This is a genomic window from Pseudomonas sp. B7 (assembly GCF_016735645.1).
In the GTDB taxonomy this organism is placed as follows: Bacteria; Pseudomonadota; Gammaproteobacteria; order Pseudomonadales; family Pseudomonadaceae; genus Aquipseudomonas; species Aquipseudomonas glycinae.
The window spans coordinates 558,345-577,420 of sequence record NZ_JAERRE010000001.1; the positions used below are offsets into that span (position 1 = coordinate 558,345).

Here is a 19,076-nt window from a genome sequence, read left to right on the forward strand (position 1 = left end):
GGTGTGGTCGCGCTGATCGTTGGCATCAATATTTACCAGACCAACCAGAACGACGAACTGGTCAGCACTTCCAGCAGCAAGATGCTCACCGCCAGTGTGCAGGACCTGCTGCAGGCCAAGGCGGCCGAACAGGCGGTGCAAGTGCAGAAAACCTTCGGCGAGAGCCTGCTGGTGATCACCGCCCTGGCCGACCAGGTCAAGGACATGCGCGTCATGGCTGCCAAGCGTTCGCTGGACGCCGGCGCCCTGCGTGAAGAGTTGAACCAGAGCCTGAAAACCGCCTTCGAACGCAACAGCAAGGTGCTTGGCATCTGGCTGGCGTTCGAACCCAACGGACTGGACGGCAAGGACAGCGAATTCGCCAACGATGCCGCGCGTCAGTCCAACGAGGCGGGGCGTTTCGCCAGTTACTGGAGCCGTGCTGCGGGTCCGTCGCTGAACACGATCATGGTCGAAGACGACATGAACAAGACCACCCTCAGCGTCAGCGGCACGCCTTACAACAGCTGGTACACCTGCCCTCGCGACAACAAGCGCACCTGCCTGCTTGATCCTTACGCCGACACCGTGGGCGGCAAGGAAATGCTCATGACCACCATTTCCGTACCGTTGCTGGTGGACGGCAAGGCCATCGGCGTGGTCGGCATCGACATTGCCCTGGATGCGCTGCAAGCGGCGGCCGTCAATTCCCAGCGTGAGCTGTTCAACAGTGCCGGACACATGCTGATCGTCTCCGGCAGCGGCGTGCTGGGCGCCTACAGCACCGACGCAACCAAAGTCGGCAAAGGCATCACCGAAACCCTCGGTGCCGAAGGCAAGGACATCTTGCAACTGCTGAGCGCCGGCACGCCGAAGATTCTCGAACAGGGCGACCTGATCCGCGCCGTGTACCCGGTCGATCCGATTGGCAACTCCCGGGCCTGGGGCGTGGTCATCGACCTGCCGAAACAAGTGCTGCTGGCCGACTCGGTCAAGCTCCAGGCAGTGCTCGACGACGCGCAGGAAACCGGCATGATTACCGCGTTGGCGGTGGCCGTGATCGCCGGCCTGATCGGTCTGCTGCTGATCTGGCTCACCGCCTCCGGCGTGACCCGCCCGATCAACAGCGTCGCCGAAATGCTGAAGAACATCGCCAGCGGCGAAGGCGACCTGACCCAGCGCCTGAACTACACCAAGAAAGACGAACTGGGCGAACTGGTGAACTGGTTCAACCGCTTCCTCGACAAGCTGCAACCGACCATCGCCCAGATCAAACAGAGCATCACCGAGGCCCGTGGCACCGCCGATCAATCGTCGGAAATCGCCCGCCAGACCAGCGAAGGCATGCAGGTGCAGTTCCGCGAGATCGATCAGGTGGCAACCGCCTCCAACGAGATGAGCGCCACCGCCCACGACGTGGCCAACAGCGCCTCGAATGCGGCCAACGCGGCGAAAGGCGCCGACCAGTCGGCCAAGGACGGCATGTCGATCATCGAGCGCAGCACCCGCGACATCAATCAACTGGCGGACGAAGTCAGCAAAGCGGTGACCGAAGTCGAAGAGCTGGCAGTCAACAGCGAGCAGATCGGTTCGGTGCTGGAAGTGATCCGCAGCATCGCTGAACAGACCAACCTGCTGGCACTGAACGCCGCGATCGAAGCGGCCCGTGCCGGTGAAAGCGGTCGTGGTTTTGCGGTGGTGGCCGACGAAGTCCGTAACCTCGCCAAGCGCACTCAGGATTCGGTGGAAGAAATCCGCGTGGTCATCGAACGCATCCAGACCGGCACCCGTGGCGTGGTCGCGACCATGCACTCGAGCCAGACCCAGGCTCACAACAACGCCGGGCAGATCCGCCAGGCCGTGGACGCCCTCGGCAAGATCAGCGACGCGGTCACCGTGATCAGCGACATGAACCTGCAGATCGCCAGCGCCGCCGAACAGCAGAGCGCGGTGGCCGAAGAGGTCAACCGCAACGTCTCGGCGATCCGCACCGTCACCGAAACCCTGACCGAACAGGCCACCGAATCGGCGGCGATCAGCAGCCAGCTCAACGCCCTGGCCAGCCAGCAGATGAAATTGATGGATCAGTTCCGCGTCTGATTTGATCTATGATCAGGCCCTCTTCCGGAGGGCCTTCGATGACTGATCTGCTCACGTCCATTCAAGCCGCACTCGGCTTGTCCCCCACGCCGATTCCGTTCACCGGCGAGGGCGCCCTGCCCTCGGCGTTTGCCGTTACTGACCTTGCCTGCGCGAGCATTGCCGCTGCCGGGCAGGCAGTCGCCGAACTCCTTCAGCAGCAGACCGGTCACTTGCCCGGCGTAGAAGTCGACCGTCGCCTCGCCTCGTTCTGGTTCGCCACCTCGCTACGACCCATCGGCTGGGAAGTGCCGCCGCTGTGGGATCCGGTGGCCGGCGACTATGCGACCAAAGACGGCTGGATCCGCCTGCACACCAACGCCCCGCATCACCGCGCCGCTGCTGAACGCGTGCTCGGCGCCTGTGCAGACCGCGCAGCGATGGCGGCGAAAGTCGCGCAATGGGCCAGTGCCGATCTGGAGCAAGCGGTGGTCGAGGCCAAGGGTTGTGCGGCTGAGATGCGCAGCTGGGAACAGTGGCAGAAACATCCCCAAGGGTTGGCGGTGAATGCCGAACCCTTGGTGCATTTCAGTGACGGGAAAGAAGAAAGTCATCAACCCTGGCAAGGCTCGGTGGCGCGGCCATTGGCCGGGCTCAAGGTGCTCGATCTGACCCGCGTACTGGCCGGCCCGACCGCCAGCCGCTTCCTCGCGGGGCTCGGCGCCAACGTGCTGCGCATCGACCCGCCGACCTGGAACGAACCCGGCGTGGTGCCGGAAGTGACCCTCGGCAAACGTTGTGCGCGACTGGATCTGCATGTGCCGGCAGATCGCACAGTGTTCGAAAGCCTGCTCAAGGATGCCGACATTCTGCTGCACGGCTATCGCGCCGACGCCCTTGAACATCTCGGCTTCGGCGTCGAACGCCGCCGACAACTGGCGCCGGGGCTGATCGACGTTTGCCTCAACGCCTACGGCTGGAGCGGCCCGTGGCAGAACCGTCGGGGCTTCGACAGTCTGGTGCAGATGAGCAGCGGAATCGCCGAGGCCGGGCAGCGCTGGAAGCAGGCGGACAAACCGACACCGCTGCCGGTGCAGGCGCTGGATCATGCGACGGGGTATCTGATGGCGGCGAGTGTGATTCGGTTGCTGGCTGAACGGTTACGCAGTGGTCGAGGTGGATCGGCGCGGTTGTCGCTGGCGCGGACGGCGAAGTTGTTGATTGAGCATGGACCGGGGACTGACCAGGCGTTGCTTCCGGAATATCCACAGGATCAGAGCTTGAGCTTGGAGCAGACACCATGGGGGCCGGCACATCGGCTTCAGGCGCCGCTGCGTATTGCTGGAACGCCGTTGCAGTGGACTTTGCCGGCAACTGAATTGGGTTCACATCGGGCGCAGTGGTGACCTCTCCACCGTTTTCGCGAGAAACCCGAGCATCGCCGGCCAGTCGTAAGGCCCCTGAAAGTCGAGCCGCAATCTCACAGGGACAACACGCCGCTGTACAACCCGTAGGCCGCAAGCCCGGCCCCGGCGATGACGCAGGTGAAAATCCCCTTCTCGAGCGTGGTGAACAACGGCTCGCCCTGCTCATGCTTGGCCTTGGCGAACAGGATCACGCCCGGCGCATACAACAGCGCCGACAGCAGCAGGTATTTCACCCCGCCGGCATACAACAGCCACACCGCGTAGCACAGCGCGATACCGCCGATCAGCAGATCCTTGGTACGTTCGGCGGAGGCATGTTCATAGGTCTCACCCCGTCCGCTGAGTAACACGGCGTAGGCTGCCGACCACAGATACGGCACCAGAATCATCGACGAGGCGAGGTAAATCAGGCTGGTGTAAGTACCGGCGGAAAACAGCGTGATCAGCAGGAAAATCTGGATCATCACGTTGGTCAGCCACAACGCATTGACCGGCACATGGTTGGCGTTTTCCTTTTTCAGGAACGCCGGCATCGTGTTGTCCTTGGCAGTGGCGAACAGGATCTCGGCGCACAACAGCGCCCACGACAACAACGCACCGAGCAATGAAATGGCCAGGCCCACGCTGATCAGCAGCGCACCACATGGCCCGACAATATGTTCCAGTACGGCGGCCAGCGACGGATTCTGCAAGGTCGCCAGTTCCGGCTGGCTCATGATCCCCAGCGACAACACATTGACCAGCACCAGCAGCGCCAGCACACCGATGAAACCGATCACCGTGGCACGGCCCACATCGGTGCGCTTCTCCGCCCGAGCCGAGTAAACGCTGGCGCCTTCGATACCGATGAACACGAACACCGTGACCAGCATCATGTTGCGCACCTGATCCATCACGCCACCGAAATTCGGGTTGCTGCGGCCCCATATGTCGCGGGTAAAAATATCGGCCTTGAACGCCACGGCGGCGATAACCACGAACATGATCAGCGGAATGATCTTGGCCACGGTGGTCAACTGATTGATCAGCGCGGCTTCCTTGATCCCGCGCATCACCAGAAAGTGCACGGCCCACAGCAACACCGAAGCGCAGCCAATCGCAATCGGCGTATTGCCCTGGCCGAATACCGGAAAGAAGTAGCCGAGGGTGCTGAACAGCAACACGAAATACCCGACGTTGCCCAGCCAGGCGCTGATCCAGTAACCCCACGCGGAAGAAAAGCCCATGTAATCGCCGAACCCGGCCTTGGCGTAGGCATACACGCCGGAGTCCAGTTCCGGCTTGCGATTGGCCAAAGTCTGGAACACGAACGCCAGGGTGAGCATGCCGATCGCCGTGATGCCCCAGCCGATCAGGATGGCGCCGGCATCGGCCCGGGCTGCCATGTTTTGCGGCAAGGAAAAAATCCCCCCGCCAATCATCGAACCCACCACCAGGGCGATCAGTGCGCCAAGGCGCAGTTTTTGCGTCGGTTGCGACATTCCAGCGTCTCCAGGTTCCCGAGGTCGGCATTGGCCGCCCATGGTCATGTAACCGGTATTAACCAAACGGTTAGAGCGTAAGTACGTTTATTGAATAACGCCAATCAACGTCTTTTATATATAGCGGATGGCACTAATGCCTAGCACGGATAGGCAATTTTGTGTGCGAATCCTGATAATTCGATTCTGTACTGGAAACAGAGGCGAAAAATTTGCCAAACCTTGAAAACGGACTAGCGTGATAACTCGAAAGTAATAGGAAAAGTTCCCAACTATATATGCCGAAAGCCTCTAGGACAGGCTTTACACGCAGAAGCCTTATGCCATCAGACGTTTCATAAGTCATTCATTAACAATGGAATGTGACCATGCACTGATCTAAGTCAGCTGTTTGAAAAGCCAACAGAACTACGCTGTGAACTCTTCTCTCCTGCAATGGAGTCATGCAATGTCTGAAGCTCCCGGAAAACTACGACTAGGTGCACTGGTCGCGTTGGTAGTCGGCTCAATGATCGGTGGCGGGATATTCTCTTTGCCACAAAACATGGCCGCCAGTGCCGATGTCGGCGCGGTACTGATTGGCTGGGCCATCACCGCTGTCGGCATGCTCACCCTCGCTTTCGTCTTCCAAACCCTGGCCAATCGCAAGCCTGACCTGGACGGCGGTGTCTACGCCTACGCCAAGGCCGGTTTCGGCGATTACATGGGTTTCTCTTCGGCCTGGGGTTACTGGATCAGTGCCTGGCTGGGCAACGTCGGTTACTTCGTTCTGCTGTTCAGCACTCTCGGGTATTTTTTTCCGATTTTTGGGGAGGGCAACACCGTTGCAGCCGTGATCGGCGCCTCTGTCCTGCTGTGGGGCGTGCACTTTCTGGTACTGCGCGGGATCAAGGAAGCGGCGTTCATCAACCTCGTGACCACCGTCGCCAAGGTCGTGCCGCTGCTGCTGTTCGTATTGATCGCGATCTTCGCCTTCAAACTGGACATCTTCACCGCCGATATCTGGGGCGTGAAAAACCCGGATCTGGGCAGCGTGATGAACCAGGTGCGCAACATGATGCTGGTCACCGTGTGGGTGTTCATCGGCATCGAAGGCGCGAGCATCTTCTCGGCCCGGGCGGAAAAACGTTCGGACGTCGGCAAGGCGACCGTGATCGGTTTCATCACCGTGCTGCTGTTCCTGGTGCTGGTGAACGTGCTGTCGCTGGGCATCATGACTCAGCCGGAACTGGCAAAACTGCAGAACCCGTCGATGGCCGCCGTGCTGGAACACGTGGTCGGTCACTGGGGCGCGGTGCTGATCAGCGTCGGTCTGATCATCTCGCTGCTGGGGGCGTTGCTGTCGTGGGTGCTGCTGTGTGCGGAGATCATGTTCGCCGCTGCCAAAGACCACACCATGCCGGAGTTCCTGCGCAAGGAAAACGCCAACCACGTGCCGGTCAACGCCCTGTGGCTGACCAACGCGATGGTGCAGCTGTTCCTGATCATCACTCTGTTTTCGGCCAGCACTTACCTGTCGCTGATCTACCTCGCCACTTCGATGATTCTGGTGCCGTACCTGTGGTCGGCGGCCTACGCCCTGCTGCTGGCGGTGCGCGGCGAAAGCTACGAAGGCTTCGCGGCCGAACGGCGCAAGGACCTGATCATCGGCGCCATCGCCCTGATCTATGCGGTGTGGCTGCTCTACGCCGGTGGCGTGAAGTACCTGCTGCTCTCGGCCCTGCTCTATGCCCCCGGCGCGATCCTGTTCGCCAAGGCCAAGCTCGAACTCAAACAACCGGTTTTCACCAACGTCGAGAAGCTGATTTTCGCCGCAGTGGTCGTGGGCGCCCTGGTGGCTGCCTACGGACTGTATGACGGCTTCCTGACTCTGTAATTGCCCAACGTTTTCACTCTGGAGGATCACCGAAATGACCACGGAAAAAGCTAAGTACGGCGTCCATTCCGAAGCCGGCAAACTGCGCAAAGTCATGGTTTGCTCCCCAGGTCTGGCCCATCAGCGGCTGACCCCGAACAACTGCGATGAACTGCTGTTCGACGACGTGCTGTGGGTCGCTCAGGCCAAGCGCGACCACTTCGACTTCGTGACCAAGATGCGTGAGCGCGGAATCGACGTGCTGGAAATGCACAACCTGCTGACCGACATCGTCGGCAACCCCGAAGCGCTGGACTGGATCCTCGAGCGCAAGGTCACCGCCGACTCGGTGGGCCTGGGCCTGATCAACGAAGTCAAATCCTGGCTGAAAAGCCTGGAGCCGCGACACATCGCCGAATTCCTGATTGGCGGCGTGTCCGCCGATGACCTGCCGGACAGCTTCGGTGGCAAGACCATCCAGATGTTCCGCGACTTCCTCGGCCACTCCAGTTTCATTCTGCCGCCGCTGCCGAACACCCAGTTCACCCGCGACACCACCTGCTGGATTTACGGTGGCGTGACGCTGAACCCGATGTACTGGCCGGCGCGTCGTCAGGAGACCTTGCTGACCACCGCCATCTACAAATTCCATCCGCAGTTCACCAACGCCGATTTCGAGATCTGGTACGGCGACCCGGACAAGGATCACGGCAGCTCGACCCTCGAAGGCGGCGACGTCATGCCAATCGGCAACGGCGTGGTGCTGATCGGTATGGGCGAGCGCTCGTCGCGTCAGGCCATCGGCCAACTGGCGCTGAACCTGTTCAAGAACAAGGCCGTGGAAAAAGTCATCGTCGCCGGCCTGCCGAAGTCTCGCGCCGCGATGCACCTCGATACCGTGTTCAGCTTCTGCGACCGCGACCTCGTCACGATCTTCCCGGAAGTGGTCAACCAGATCGTCGCCTTCACCCTGCGCCCTGACGAAAGCAAACAGGGCGGCATCGACATCCGTCGCGAAGAAGGCACGTTCCTCGACGTCGTGGCCAAAGCCCTCAACCTGCCGAAACTGCGCGTCGTCGAAACCGGCGGCAACAGCTTCGCCGCCGAACGCGAGCAATGGGACGACGGCAACAACGTGGTGGCCGTGGAGCCGGGCGTGGTCATCGGCTACGACCGCAACACTTACACCAACACCCTGCTGCGCAAGGCCGGGGTCGAGGTCATCACCATCAGCGCCGGCGAACTCGGTCGCGGCCGTGGCGGCGGCCACTGCATGACTTGCCCGATCATCCGCGACCCTATCGATTACTAAACGACCATCTCCCCGGCCGCACTGACCCTGTCGCGGCCGGGCCGATTACCGAATCCAAGGAGAATCATCATGGCGTTCAACATTCACAACCGTAACCTGCTCAGCCTGGAACACCACACCCCACGTGAGCTGCGCTACCTGCTCGACCTGTCCCGCGACCTGAAGCGCGCCAAGTACACCGGCACCGAGCAGCAACACCTGAAGGGCAACAACATCGCCCTGATCTTCGAAAAAACCTCGACCCGCACCCGCTGCGCGTTCGAAGTCGCCGCTTATGACCAGGGCGCCAACGTCACCTACATCGACCCGAACTCCTCGCAGATCGGCCACAAGGAAAGCATGAAGGACACCGCCCGCGTTCTGGGGCGCATGTACGACGCCATCGAGTACCGTGGCTTCAAGCAGGAAATCGTCGAAGAGCTGGCCAAGTTCGCCGGCGTACCGGTGTTCAACGGCCTGACCGATGAGTATCACCCAACGCAGATGATCGCCGACGTGCTGACCATGCGTGAGCACGCCGACAAGCCGATCCACGAGATCAGCTACGCCTACCTGGGCGACGCGCGCAACAACATGGGCAACTCGCTGCTGCTGATCGGCGCCAAACTCGGCATGGATGTGCGCATCTGCGCGCCGAAAGCCCTGTGGCCGCACGACGATCTGGTCGATCGCTGCAAAAAATACGCAGAGGAAAGCGGCGCCCGCATCACCCTGACCGAAGACCCGAAAGCGGCGGTCAAAGGCGTGGACTTCATCCACACCGACGTCTGGGTATCGATGGGCGAGCCGGTGGAAGCCTGGGCCGAGCGTATCCAGCAACTGCTGCCGTATCAGGTCAACGCCGAGCTGATGAAAGCCACCGGCAACCCGCGCACCAAGTTCATGCACTGCCTGCCGGCGTTCCACAACAGCGATACCAAGGTCGGCAAACAGATCGCCGAACAGTATCCGCACCTGGCCAACGGCATCGAAGTGACCGACGACGTGTTCGAGTCGCCGGCCTGCATCGCCTTCGAGCAAGCGGAAAACCGCATGCACACCATCAAGGCGATTCTGGTGTCGACCCTGGCTGATCTGTAAGCGTTGACCCTGACCTGCGGGCGTCGCCGAAGGCTGCGCCCGCAGGCTCACCGAATTCTGAAAGGACTGCATTATGCGTATCGTCGTAGCTCTGGGCGGTAACGCCCTGCTCCGCCGTGGTGAGCCGATGACCGCTGACAACCAGCGCGCCAACATCCGCATCGCCACCGAGCAAATCGCCAAGATCCACCCTGGCAACCAACTGGTCATCGCCCACGGCAATGGCCCGCAAGTCGGCCTGCTGTCGTTGCAGGCAGCGGCCTACACCTCTGTCACCCCTTACCCGCTGGACGTGCTCGGCGCCGAAACCGAAGGCATGATCGGCTACATCATCGAACAGGAACTGGGCAACCTGCTGGACTTCGAAGTCCCGTTCGCCACCCTGCTCACCCAGGTCGAAGTCGACGCCAACGACCCGGCTTTCAAGAATCCGACCAAACCGATCGGCCCGGTCTACGAGAAGGCCGAAGCAGAAAAACTCGCCGCTGAAAAAGGCTGGGCCATCGCCCCGGACGGCGACAAGTTCCGCCGTGTGGTGGCCAGCCCCCGGCCGAAACGCATCTTCGAAATCCGTCCGATCAAGTGGCTGCTGGACAAGGGCAGCATCGTGATCTGCGCCGGCGGTGGCGGCATCCCGACCATGTATGGCGCTCACGGCAAGCTGCAAGGCATCGAAGCGGTGATCGACAAGGACCTGTGCTCGGCGCTGCTGGCCGAACAACTGGAGGCGGACTTGCTGGTGATCGCCACCGACGTCAACGCGGCGTACATCGACTTCAAGAAACCCACCGAGAAAGCCATCGCCCAGGCCCACCCGGACGAACTCGAACGCCTGGGCTTCGCCGCCGGCTCCATGGGGCCGAAGGTGCAGGCAGCCTGTGAATTTGCGCGCCATACTGGCAAGGTCGCGGTGATCGGTTCGCTCTCGGACATCGAAGCCATCGTCCAGGGCACCGCCGGGACGCGAGTCAGCACGGCGACACCGGGCATCACCTACCGATAAAAAGAAACTCCGGGGGCAGACCTCAGGTCTGCCCTTCTCCCATGCCTTGAAAGGAGAAAACCATGGCCCAGTTCGAACCCGGTCATTTGCATATCGAGCGGCACGCGTTGACTGACGACGACGTCAATTACAACGTGCACCTCGACTATGAAGTGTTCACCGATCCTCAGAAAGGCAAAGGGATACAGTTCACCCTGCATGGCAGCATGCAGGGCAAAGAGGTCAACGAACCGTTCTTTCTGCCCAAGGAGGAAGCCTACAACTTCGCCCGCAACGTAACGCAGATTGCCGAAAAGTACGGCATTCCCAAGAGCCACAGCCAGATCGGCTCGGTGCACAAGCATTACGACCTGATGTTTGAGGACATCCGCATGAAGTTGAATATGAAATCCGGGGATCCGGTCAATCCCGAGCATTTCGAATAACCCCAAAAGCCCCCTCATCGGAACGCCGCCCGCCCAGCCCTCTCCCGGAGGGAGAGGGAGCTGACCGAGTTGCTTGCTCAAGGTACACCGACCTGAAATAGCGAGCCGAACTCAAGTTTTGAAAAGCCCCCAATCTGCTCCCTTTCCCCCTCTCCCCTCTGGGGAGAGGGCTGGGGTGAGGGGTGGATTTCGAGCACGACGCCATTCTCAAGATTTCACCCCAGTCCCCCATCAAGGCATACTTGCCACCCTCCGCACTCCAGAACCCAGAACCGCCCCATGCGTATCCACGTCAGCTTCATCGACCGCGTCGGCATCACCCAGGAAGTCCTGGCTATCCTCGGCGGGCGCAATCTCAATCTGGATGCGGTGGAAATGATCCCGCCCAACGTCTACATCGACGCCCCGACCTTGAGCCCGCAAGTGCTCGAAGAACTGAAAGATGCGCTGTTTCGCGTGCGTGGTGTAGAAGCAGTAACCGTGGTCGACATCCTCCCCGGCCAGCGTCGGCACTTGCAGCTCGACGCATTGCTCGCGGCGATGACCGACCCGGTGCTGGCACTGGACAGCGCCGGCAAGGTGCTGCTGGCCAACCCGGCACTGATCGCCCTGTACGGCCGCGAGCCGGCTGGCGAAAGCGTTTCGGAACTGTTCAACGATCCGGGCCTGCTCGAAACCCTGCTCGAACAAGGCTTCCGCCTGCCGCTGCGGGAAATCACCGTCAACGGCCAGACCCTGTTGCTGGACGCCACGCCGATCACCGACGCCGGCGCCCTGCTGACCCTGTATCAACCCAACCGCATCGGCGAACAACTCTCGGCGTTGCACCACGACCATGCCGAAGGCTTTGATGCGCTGCTCGGTGAATCGCCGCCAATCCGCACCCTCAAGGCTCGCGCCCAACGCGTCGCGGCCCTCGACGCGCCGCTGCTGATCCAGGGCGAAACCGGCACCGGCAAGGAACTGGTGGCCCGCGCCTGCCACGCCATCAGCGCCCGGCACAGTGCGCCATTCCTCGCACTGAACTGCGCGGCCCTGCCGGAGAACCTCGCCGAAAGCGAACTGTTCGGCTACGCCCCCGGCGCCTTCACCGGCGCACAACGCGGCGGCAAACCGGGGCTGATGGAGCTGGCCAACCAGGGCACGGTGTTCCTCGACGAAATCGGCGAGATGTCGCCGTACTTGCAGGCCAAACTGCTGCGCTTTCTCAACGACGGCAGCTTCCGTCGGGTTGGCGGTGACCGAGAGGTAAAGGTCAACGTGCGGATCCTCAGCGCCACCCACCGCGACCTGGAAAAAATGGTCAGCGAAGGCCTGTTCCGCGAAGACCTGTTCTACCGCCTCAACGTGCTCAACGTCGAAGTGCCGCCACTGCGTGAACGTGGTCAGGACATTCTGTTGCTGGCGCGCTATTTCATGCAGCAGGCCTGCGCGCAGATCCAGCGCCCGGTCTGCCGCCTGGCCCCGGGCACCTATCCGGCGCTGCTCGGTAACCGCTGGCCAGGCAACGTGCGGCAATTGCAGAACGTGATCTTCCGCGCCGCCGCCATTTGCGAAAGCAGCCTGGTGGACATCGGCGACCTCGACATCGCCGGCACCTCCGTGGCACGCCAGACCGACACCGACGTCGACAGCCTGGAAGAAGCGGTCGAAGCCTTCGAAAAATCGCTGCTGGAAAAGCTCTACGTCAGCTACCCCTCGACCCGCCAACTGGCCAGCCGCCTGCAGACCTCGCACACCGCAATTGCCCATCGGCTGCGCAAGTACGGGATTCCGGGCAAAGCCTGAGATCGCGCCAAAAACGACCTCCATCTGTACTGAAAGCGCTACAGCGGAACGATATCGCTACACCCTCCTCCGATCACCGCTGTGCAAGGCTTTGATCCGGTTCAGCTTTTTTCTTCGCCTCACGCTGTAGCGATTTCGCTACAGACAGCGCACTCGCGCTCGCCCTCAAATCAATCAAACTATTGATTTATAAAGATATTTTTACGTTGGCCGCGTTCTTGCTAAGTAACCGTTCATAAAATCAGGGCATTGCCGCCCGAGTATTCCACCGCGTCCACCAGACGAGTCTGGCCCCTAGGAGATTCCATGAGCGAGTTGCGTTTTACTGAAGATCACGAATGGCTGCGCGCCGAAGCCGATGGTTCTGTCACCGTTGGCATCACCGCTTTCGCGCAGAACGCCCTGGGCGACGTGGTGTTCGTGCAACTGCCTGAATTGCAGGCTTACGAGAAAGGCGCCGAAGCCGCCACCGTGGAATCGGTAAAAGCCGCCAGCGGCGTTTACATGCCACTGGACGGTGAAGTCCTGGCCACCAACCCGGCCCTGGAAGACAGCCCTGAACTGGTGAACGAAGATCCGCTGGGCGAAGGCTGGTTCTTCCGCTTCAAGCCAGCCGACGCGACCGCCGTCGCCAAGCTGCTGGATCAGGACGCCTACGACCGCCTGATCAAAGCCCAAGCCGAAGCCTGAGGAACCTGACATGACCCAAGTAAATCTCGGCACTGCCAACGAATTCATCGCCCGTCACATCGGCCCGCGCGCCGGTGACGAGCAAGCCATGCTCAACAGCCTCGGCTTCGACTCGCTCGAAGCCCTGAGCGCCAGCGTCATCCCGGAAAGCATCAAGGGCACCAGCGTGCTCGGTCTGGACGACGGCCTGAGCGAAGCCGATGCCCTGGCAATGATCAAAGGCATCGCCGGCAAGAATCAATTGTTCAAGACCTACATCGGCCAGGGTTACTACAACTGCCACACGCCGTCGCCGATCCTGCGCAACCTGCTGGAAAACCCGGCCTGGTACACCGCTTACACTCCGTACCAGCCAGAAATTTCTCAGGGCCGTCTCGAAGCGCTGCTGAACTTCCAGACCCTGATCAGCGACCTCACCGGCCTGCCGATCGCCAACGCTTCCCTGCTCGACGAAGCTACCGCCGCTGCCGAAGCCATGACCTTCTGCAAACGCCTGAGCAAGAACAAGGGCAGCCACCAGTTCTTCGCCTCGATCCACAGCCACACGCAAACTCTTGACGTGCTGCGCACCCGTGCCGAGCCACTGGGCATCGACGTGGTGGTGGGCGATGAGCGCGAACTGACCGACGTGACGCCGTTCTTCGGCGCACTGCTGCAATACCCGGCCAGCAACGGCGATGTGTTCGACTACCGCGAACTGACCGAACGCTTCCACGCTGCCAACGCACTGGTCGCCGTGGCCGCTGACCTGCTGGCCCTGACCCTGCTGACTCCGCCGGGCGAATTCGGCGCAGACGTGGCCATCGGCAGCGCGCAACGCTTCGGCGTGCCGCTGGGCTTCGGTGGCCCGCACGCGGCTTATTTCTCCACCAAAGATGCGTTCAAGCGCGACATGCCGGGCCGTCTGGTCGGTGTTTCGGTTGACCGCTTCGGCAAGCCGGCCCTGCGTCTGGCGATGCAGACCCGCGAGCAACACATCCGCCGCGAGAAAGCCACGTCGAACATCTGCACCGCACAAGTGCTGCTGGCCAACATCGCCAGCATGTATGCCGTGTATCACGGCCCGAAAGGCCTGACCCAGATCGCCAACCGCGTGCATCACCTGACCGCGATGCTGGCCAAGGGCCTGAGCGCACTGGGCGTGACCGTCGAACAAACCAGCTTCTTCGACACCCTGACCCTGGCCACCGGCGCACAAACCGCCGCGCTGCATGACAAGGCTCGCGCTCAACAGATCAACCTGCGTGTGATCGACGCTCAGCGTCTGGGCCTGTCGGTCGACGAAACCACCACCCAGGCCGACATCGAAACCCTGTGGGGCCTGTTCGCCGACGGCAAGACTCTGCCGGATTTCGCTGCGCTGGCCGCTGCCGCGCAAAGCACGATTCCGGCTTCGCTGGTTCGTCAGTCGCCGATCCTCAGCCACCCGGTGTTCAACCGCTATCACTCGGAAACCGAGCTGATGCGCTACCTGCGCAAACTGGCGGACAAGGATCTGGCGCTGGATCGCACCATGATCCCGCTGGGCTCGTGCACCATGAAACTCAACGCCGCCAGCGAAATGATCCCGGTGACCTGGGCCGAATTCGGCGCCCTGCACCCGTTCGCCCCGGCCGAGCAAAGCGCCGGTTACCAGCAACTGACCGACGAGCTGGAAGCAATGCTCTGCGCCGCCACCGGTTACGACTCGATCTCGCTGCAACCGAACGCTGGTTCCCAGGGTGAGTACGCAGGTCTGCTGGCGATTCGCGCCTATCACCAGAGCCGTGGCGAAGACCGTCGCGACATCTGCCTGATCCCGTCGTCCGCCCACGGCACCAACCCGGCGACCGCCAACATGGCCGGCATGCGCGTGGTCGTGACCGCGTGCGACGCCCGTGGCAACGTGGACATCGAAGACCTGCGCGCCAAGGCCATCGAGCACCGCGAACACCTCGCGGCGCTGATGATCACCTACCCGTCGACCCACGGCGTGTTCGAAGAAGGCATCCGCGAAATCTGCGGCATCATTCATGACAACGGCGGCCAGGTGTACATCGACGGCGCCAACATGAACGCGATGGTCGGCCTCTGCGCACCGGGCAAGTTCGGCGGCGACGTCTCGCACCTGAACCTGCACAAGACTTTCTGCATTCCGCACGGCGGTGGCGGCCCGGGCGTCGGCCCGATCGGCGTGAAATCGCACCTGACCCCGTTCCTGCCGGGCCACGGCCACATGGAACGCAAGGAAGGCGCGGTCTGCGCAGCACCGTTCGGCAGCGCGAGCATTCTGCCGATCACCTGGATGTACATTCGCATGATGGGTGGCGCAGGCCTGAAGCGCGCTTCGCAACTGGCGATCCTCAATGCCAACTACATCTCCCGTCGCCTGGAAGAGCACTACCCAGTGCTGTACACCGGCAGCAACGGTCTGGTGGCGCACGAGTGCATCCTCGATCTGCGTCCCTTGAAAGACAGTAGCGGCATCAGCGTCGATGACGTCGCCAAGCGTCTGATCGACTTCGGCTTCCACGCCCCGACCATGTCGTTCCCGGTGGCCGGCACGCTGATGATCGAGCCGACCGAAAGCGAATCCAAGGAAGAACTGGACCGCTTCTGTGACGCTATGATCCGCATCCGCGAAGAAATCCGCGCGGTGGAAAACGGCACGCTGGACAAGGACGACAACCCGCTGAAGAACGCTCCGCACACCGCAGGGGAACTGGTCGGCGAGTGGACTCACCCGTACAGCCGCGAACAAGCGGTGTACCCGGTGGCGTCGTTGATCGAAGGCAAGTACTGGCCGCCGGTCGGTCGCGTCGACAACGTGTTCGGCGACCGCAACCTGGTCTGCGCCTGCCCGTCGATCGAAAGCTACGCTTAAACGAATGAGGGGCAGGTAAACCTGCCCCGACTTCAGCTACACCACAGTTCCCCATGTGGGAGCGGGCTTGCTCGCTCCCACAAGGAAATGCATCAAGCCTGAAATCCCGCCAATTCCTATAACAAGAAACCGGAGAACAACCATGTCGTTAAGCGTGTTCGACCTGTTCAAGATTGGCATCGGCCCCTCCAGCTCCCACACCGTCGGCCCGATGCGCGCAGCTGCGCGCTTCGTGGAAGGTCTGCGCCGGGAAAACCTGTTGTCGGCCACCACCAGCGTCAGGGTCGAGTTGTATGGATCCCTCGGCGCCACGGGCAAGGGTCACGGCAGCGACAAGGCCGTGCTGCTGGGCCTGGAAGGTGAACACCCGGACACCGTGGATACTGAAACCGTCGCCGCCCGTCTCGCGGAGATTCGTGGCAACGGGCGTTTGATCCTGCTCGGTGAACACAGCATTGCGTTCAACGAGAAAGAACACCTGGCAATGATCCGCAAGCCGTTGGCCTATCACCCCAACGGCATGATCTTCCGCGCCTTCGATGCGGCGGGATTGCAGATCCGCAGCCGCGAGTACTACTCGGTCGGCGGTGGGTTTGTGGTCGACGAAGACGCGGCCGGCGCCGACCGGATCGTCGAAGACGCCACCCCGCTGACCTTCCCGTTCAAAAGTGCCAAGGACTTGCTCGGTCATTGCGCCACCTATGGTCTGTCGATCAGTCAGGTGATGCTGGCCAACGAAAGCGCCTGGCGCCCGGAGGCGGAAACCCGTGCCGGCCTGCTGAAAATCTGGCAAGTGATGCAGGACTGTGTGGCCGCCGGCTGTCGCAACGAAGGCATTCTGCCGGGTGGCCTCAAGGTCAAGCGGCGGGCGGCGGCGTTGCACCGGCAACTGTGCAAGAACCCGGAATCGTCGCTGCGCGATCCGCTGTCGGTGCTGGACTGGGTCAACCTCTACGCCCTCGCTGTCAACGAAGAAAACGCCAACGGCGGGCGCGTGGTCACGGCACCGACCAACGGCGCGGCGGGGATCATTCCTGCGGTGCTGCATTACTACATGCGCTTCATTCCCGGCGCGAACGATGACGGCGTGGTGCGTTTCCTGCTCACCGCCGCGGCCATCGGCATTCTGTACAAGGAAAACGCCTCGATTTCCGGTGCCGAAGTCGGCTGTCAGGGCGAGGTCGGCGTGGCCTGTTCGATGGCGGCCGGCGCGTTGTGCGAAGTCCTCGGCGGCAGCGTGCAACAAGTGGAAAACGCCGCCGAAATCGGCATGGAACACAACCTCGGCCTGACCTGCGACCCGATTGGCGGACTGGTGCAAGTGCCGTGCATCGAGCGCAACGCCATGGGTTCGGTCAAGGCGATCAACGCCGTGCGCATGGCCATGCGCGGAGACGGGCAGCACTTCGTCTCCCTCGACAAGGTCATCCGCACCATGCGCCAGACCGGCGCCGACATGAAAAGCAAATACAAGGAGACCGCCCGTGGCGGTCTGGCGGTCAACATTATCGAGTGCTGATCGCGCCATAAACTCGCTCTCCCTTTGGGAGAGAACACAAAACTGGCCCCCTCTCCCTCCGGGAGAGGGTTGGTGTGAATCAAGGAGTCACGCATGTCCACCGAACAACTGTCGAAAACCCCGCTGCACGCTCTGCACCTCGAACTCGGCGCCCGCATGGTGCCGTTCGCCGGCTACGACATGCCGGTGCAATACCCGCTGGGCGTGATGAAAGAACACCAGCACACCCGTGAGCAGGCCGGGCTGTTCGATGTCTCGCACATGGGCCAGATCCGCCTGACCGGCGCCAATGCCGCCAAAGCCCTGGAAACCCTGGTGCCGGTGGACATCATCGATCTGCCGGTGGGCATGCAGCGCTACGCGATGTTCACCAACGAAACCGGCGGTATTCTCGATGACCTGATGGTCGCCAATCTCGGCAACGACGAGCTGTTCCTGGTGGTCAACGCCGCGTGCAAGGACCAGGATCTGGCCCATCTGCAAAAACACATCGGCGACCAGTGCAAGATCGAGCAACTGTTCGAAGAACGCGCCCTGCTCGCCCTGCAAGGCCCCGCCGCCGTGACCGTGCTGGCACGCCTGGCACCGGAAGTGGCGAAAATGACTTTCATGCAATTCACTCGCGTGAAGCTGCTGGGCGTTGACTGCTTTGTCAGCCGTTCGGGCTACACCGGTGAAGACGGTTTCGAAATCTCGGTTCCGGCAGTCGACGCGGAAAAACTCGCCCGCGCCCTGCTGGCCGAACCGGAAGTCGCCGCCATCGGCCTCGGCGCCCGTGACTCGCTGCGCCTGGAAGCCGGCCTGTGCCTGTACGGCCACGACATGAACACCGAGACCACCCCGATCGAAGCCAGCCTGCTGTGGGCAATCTCCAAACCTCGGCGTGCCGATGGTGCGCGCGCCGGTGGTTTCCCGGGTGCGGAGCAAGTCTTCGCTCAACAGCAAAACGGCGTGTCGCGCAAACGCGTCGGCCTGCTGCCGCAAGAGCGTACGCCGGTCCGAGAAGGTGCAGAGATCGTCAACGAAGCGGGCGAGATCATCGGCAGCGTGTGCAGTGGCGGTTTCGGCCCGACCCTGGGTGGCCCGTTGGCCATGGGTTACCTGGACAGCGCCTACGTCGCACTCGATACGCCAGTCTGGGCGATTGTCCGTGGGAAAAAGGTGCCATTGCTTGTAAGCAAAATGCCATTTGTTCCACAACGCTACTATCGCGGTTGATTGACTGTTTCTATAAGTAACGCGATTGCGTTATGCGTGCACTAATGTGTAACGCAATCGCCATAAAACAGTGCACTCTGTTTACATTCGATTCGAATATGAACTTGGCTTATAACGTTCGAAAACAATTGAACAAGCTAATCGTATAAGCCGGACTAGTGAATCGACTAAGTGCCGGCAAGGGCAGGAAAACCGGGGCCTTCGCGGGGCTTGTTTTTCCTCCCGTAGTTGGCGTAGAGTTTGTCCACTGAGTTTGCATGGGTCAGCTTGGAATCGTGACCTGGGCAGTAGCCTACAAGTTAGCTACATCCCGTTCGACGTCTTCTTACTCTCCTGCAACCAGCCCCAGTACTCTTT

At 61.5% G+C, this 19,076-nt stretch carries 12 protein-coding genes and 2 pseudogenes; 13 read left to right on the forward strand and 1 reads right to left on the reverse strand.

Going from position 1 to position 19,076, the window contains the following annotated elements:
- Positions 1–213 precede the first annotated feature (213 nt).
- The 3 genes and pseudogenes from JKA62_RS29145 to JKA62_RS02745 all read left to right on the forward strand — a co-directional run.
- A pseudogene (locus JKA62_RS29145) lies at positions 214–1,221 on the forward strand (PDC sensor domain-containing protein); the annotation flags it as partial.
- Positions 1,222–1,551: 330 nt separating this feature from the next.
- Positions 1,552–2,079, forward strand: a pseudogene (locus JKA62_RS29150) (methyl-accepting chemotaxis protein); the annotation flags it as partial.
- A gap of 38 nt (positions 2,080–2,117) precedes the next feature.
- Positions 2,118–3,464 (forward strand): CoA transferase, encoded by a 1,347-nt coding sequence (locus JKA62_RS02745; RefSeq protein WP_201816217.1) that lies wholly within the window; start codon positions 2,118–2,120, stop codon positions 3,462–3,464.
- Between the two features lie 74 nt (positions 3,465–3,538).
- Here JKA62_RS02745 and arcD (JKA62_RS02750) read toward each other — a convergent pair whose 3' ends face one another.
- Complete coding sequence (gene arcD, locus JKA62_RS02750; RefSeq protein ID WP_201816231.1) at positions 3,539–4,966, reverse strand: arginine-ornithine antiporter; 1,428 nt, start codon at positions 4,964–4,966, stop codon at positions 3,539–3,541.
- A 448-nt stretch (positions 4,967–5,414) separates the two neighbouring features.
- Here arcD (JKA62_RS02750) and arcD (JKA62_RS02755) point away from each other — a divergent pair, with 448 nt between their 5' ends.
- The 10 genes from arcD (JKA62_RS02755) (at position 5,415) to gcvT (ending at position 18,719) form a co-directional block, all read left to right on the forward strand.
- The gene (arcD, locus tag JKA62_RS02755) at positions 5,415–6,842 is read left to right on the forward strand and encodes an arginine-ornithine antiporter (protein ID WP_011335624.1); all 1,428 of its coding nucleotides are present in this window, start codon (positions 5,415–5,417) and stop codon (positions 6,840–6,842) included.
- 34 nt (positions 6,843–6,876) lie between these two features.
- Entirely contained in the window at positions 6,877–8,133 is a 1,257-nt protein-coding gene (gene arcA, locus JKA62_RS02760) for an arginine deiminase (RefSeq protein WP_011335625.1), read from the forward strand.
- 69 nt (positions 8,134–8,202) lie between these two features.
- Positions 8,203–9,213, forward strand: a complete 1,011-nt coding sequence (locus JKA62_RS02765; protein WP_201816234.1) for an ornithine carbamoyltransferase — start codon at positions 8,203–8,205, stop codon at positions 9,211–9,213.
- Between the two features lie 73 nt (positions 9,214–9,286).
- Positions 9,287–10,216, forward strand: coding sequence for a carbamate kinase (arcC, locus tag JKA62_RS02770; protein WP_064383742.1), 930 nt, complete (start codon positions 9,287–9,289; stop codon positions 10,214–10,216).
- Between the two features lie 62 nt (positions 10,217–10,278).
- A complete protein-coding gene (locus tag JKA62_RS02775) occupies positions 10,279–10,641 on the forward strand; it encodes a DUF5064 family protein (RefSeq protein ID WP_011335628.1) in 363 nt (120 codons plus the stop codon).
- 279 nt (positions 10,642–10,920) lie between these two features.
- Entirely contained in the window at positions 10,921–12,429 is a 1,509-nt protein-coding gene (locus JKA62_RS02780) for a sigma-54-dependent transcriptional regulator (RefSeq protein ID WP_011335629.1), read from the forward strand.
- A 306-nt stretch (positions 12,430–12,735) separates the two neighbouring features.
- Positions 12,736–13,119 carry a glycine cleavage system protein GcvH gene (gene gcvH, locus JKA62_RS02785; protein ID WP_011335630.1) on the forward strand — a complete coding sequence of 128 codons (384 nt, stop codon included), beginning with the start codon at positions 12,736–12,738 and terminating at the stop codon, positions 13,117–13,119.
- Positions 13,120–13,129: 10 nt separating this feature from the next.
- Positions 13,130–15,982, forward strand: a complete 2,853-nt coding sequence (gcvP, locus tag JKA62_RS02790; protein WP_201816238.1) for an aminomethyl-transferring glycine dehydrogenase — start codon at positions 13,130–13,132, stop codon at positions 15,980–15,982.
- A 142-nt stretch (positions 15,983–16,124) separates the two neighbouring features.
- Positions 16,125–17,501, forward strand: a complete 1,377-nt coding sequence (locus JKA62_RS02795; RefSeq protein ID WP_011335632.1) for an L-serine ammonia-lyase — start codon at positions 16,125–16,127, stop codon at positions 17,499–17,501.
- Between the two features lie 93 nt (positions 17,502–17,594).
- On the forward strand, positions 17,595–18,719 hold the full coding sequence (gene gcvT / locus JKA62_RS02800; RefSeq protein WP_011335633.1) for a glycine cleavage system aminomethyltransferase GcvT: 1,125 nt from the start codon (positions 17,595–17,597) through the stop codon (positions 18,717–18,719).
- Positions 18,720–19,076: the final 357 nt, after the last annotated feature.